Here is a 2214-nt window from a genome sequence, read left to right on the forward strand (position 1 = left end):
ATCGCCACCCCCCTTCGCCGCGGACGGCAGCGAATCACCCCAAACCGCGCCGACGCCAGTGGTTTTTCGAGGAGTCCGCTTGGCCTCGAGCCCACGATCCGCAAGGAAGGCCAAGCGGCGCTGCGCCGCTTGGCAACCGACGACGACCATCCGAGCCTGGCCGAATACCGGGATCAGCTGGTCGAGGAGGCCGGGGGCGGGTTCATCCCTGGACCCTCGGCCGAACCCGTGGGCGCTTGGGTCTGACGCGCCAAAAAGCGGCGCCTGCGGGCCAGCGAGCCGGGCGAGGCCGAGCGCGCCCAGGCGCGGGAGACCCGGTGGGCCGACATGGCGGCTATCCCGGCCGAGTGCCTGGTCTGCCTCGATGAAAGTGGCGCTCTGACCAACCTGGCCCGCCTCGATGGCGGCAGCCCGCGCGGTGGGCGCACCTTGGGCACGGCCCCAGGGGGTCGCTGGGAGCGGGTCACCATCCTGGGCGCGCTCGGGCTCGAGGGCCTCGTCGGCACCATGAGCATCGCCGCCGCGACCGACGGGACGGTGTTCTTGGCCTACCTGGAGCAGGGGCTGCTGCCGGCGCTGCGCCGGGTCGAGCCGGACGCGGTACTGGTCATGGACAATCTGGCTGTGGAATCCGAAGAGGTCGTTCATCCGAACGGATGACCTGAAGATGGTCGTTGCCGGACGCAGCATCGCAGGACACGAGGATGAACGACCCGCACGAGAATGCGCGAGCGACGCCGCTCGGTCGGGCGGAGATGGTGAGACGGATCATGGAAGAGGGGCGGCCGGCCTCGCCAACCGATCGTCGCGCCCGCGGTCGGCAGCGGACGGCGCCTCGGCCTTCTGGCGGGCGTGGAACGGGCTGCGTCGGGATCACAGGCTGACCGGCGAGGAGATCGCCGGGAAGCTGAAGCTGGCGCGCCCGACCGTCGCCGGCTGGCTGACCCGGATGGGGCTCGGGTGGCTGTCGGCGCTGGAGCCGAAGCAGCCGGCCCGGCGCCACCAGCGCGAGCACCCGGGAGCACTCCTCCATCCCGATATCAAGAAGCTGGCCCGCTTCGACGGCGTCGACCCCGGATCACCGGCAACCGACGCGGCGCCAGCCGAGGGATGGGCTGCGGCTTCCTGCATGTGGCCATCGACGACGCCATCCGGTTCGCCGACATCGAGCTGCTGCCGGACGAGCGCCGGCAGCCGCGACCGGCTCGTCCGTCCGCGCCCGCGGATGGTTCCGGGCACGCGGGGGCCGGGCGGAACGGGCGAGACCGGCAACGGTCCCGGCCACGTCGCCTGCCTTTTCCGCAAGGCCTTGCGGCCGCTCGCCATTCGGCACATCCGGACCCGGCCCTACACCCCGAAGACCGACGGCAAGGCGGCACACTTCATCCAGACCATGCTGCACGAACGGGCTTGCGCCATCCCGTTCCAATCATCCCGTCGCCGCGCCGCCGACCTGCCACGATGGCTCGCCTGATACGACGAACAAAGGCCCCATGGCAGCCCTGCCCGTAGATCACCCGCTCAGGTACTCGCCGGAACAACCTGATCAGAAACCACGGCTAGGCGCCGAACAGCCGGTCGCCCACCTCGTCGATCAGGCGCTGTGCCTTCTGGATCATGAAGCGCCGCGCCTCCTCCTCGCTGCTGTGGGTATCGGCCCGGATGAAGCGGTGCTCGCGCCGTCCGTCCGGGAAGTCCTTGACGATCGTCCCGGCGGTCAGGAACTGACCGCCCTGACGTATCGGGTTCGGGATGATCCGGTAGTCGCGATACTCCACAGCGGCGCTTTCGTCCGCCGGCGCCGCCCCGCCCGCGTTCTTTCCGCGGCCGAAGAGTCGCGCCAGCCAAGTGTCGATCGTCATCTCGAGCAGCTCCCGCTCCATCCTCGTCGACGTGCATCCAAGCCGCAGGCCCCCTGCCTTGCAAGCGCGCAGCTCGTTGATCGGACGTATGCCTCCGTTGGGCACCGCGGCGAGGCAGGTGCAGCAGAGGGCAGCGTAACCTGCATGGCGGGTACCCGGCAGGAGGTCCGTGATGACGAAGTTCAACCGCCCGACGTCCGTCTCCAGGACCATGCAGGCAATCTGCGCGGCCATCGTGGCCCTGACGGATGCCTTCTGCGACCAGCACCCGAACGCCGGCGGTCACGTCCGTCGAGGTGGTGGCGATTCGGGCTGGGTCTGCGGGGGCCGTCGGTCGGGTGGCCCGGGGTGG

At 70.2% G+C, this 2214-nt stretch carries 4 protein-coding genes and 1 pseudogene; 4 read left to right on the forward strand and 1 reads right to left on the reverse strand.

The genetic code is table 11. The annotated features are described in order from the left end of the window. The 3 genes from U1T56_RS23995 to U1T56_RS24005 form a co-directional block, all read left to right on the forward strand. Positions 1–246, forward strand: a 246-nt coding sequence (locus U1T56_RS23995; protein WP_418162018.1) for a hypothetical protein, incomplete at its 5' end; no start/stop codon positions are given. Between the two features lie 81 nt (positions 247–327). Next, positions 328–660, forward strand: a complete 333-nt coding sequence (locus U1T56_RS24000; protein WP_418162019.1) for a transposase — start codon at positions 328–330, stop codon at positions 658–660. A 565-nt stretch (positions 661–1225) separates the two neighbouring features. After that, positions 1226–1474, forward strand: coding sequence for a hypothetical protein (locus U1T56_RS24005; RefSeq protein ID WP_418162020.1), 249 nt, complete (start codon positions 1226–1228; stop codon positions 1472–1474). Positions 1475–1559: 85 nt separating this feature from the next. Here the strand turns inward: U1T56_RS24005 and U1T56_RS24010 are convergent, their stop codons facing one another. Beyond that, positions 1560–1862: an HlyU family transcriptional regulator gene (locus tag U1T56_RS24010; protein WP_418162021.1), complete on the reverse strand. Its 303-nt coding sequence runs from the start codon at positions 1860–1862 to the stop codon at positions 1560–1562. 172 nt (positions 1863–2034) lie between these two features. On the opposite strand from U1T56_RS24010, the pseudogene U1T56_RS24015 reads away from it, so the two are divergent. Then, a pseudogene (locus U1T56_RS24015) lies at positions 2035–2214 on the forward strand (hypothetical protein); the annotation flags it as partial.

Origin of the sequence: Benzoatithermus flavus, assembly GCF_037908215.1 — a bacterium.
GTDB lineage: Bacteria > Pseudomonadota > Alphaproteobacteria > Geminicoccales > Geminicoccaceae > Benzoatithermus > Benzoatithermus flavus.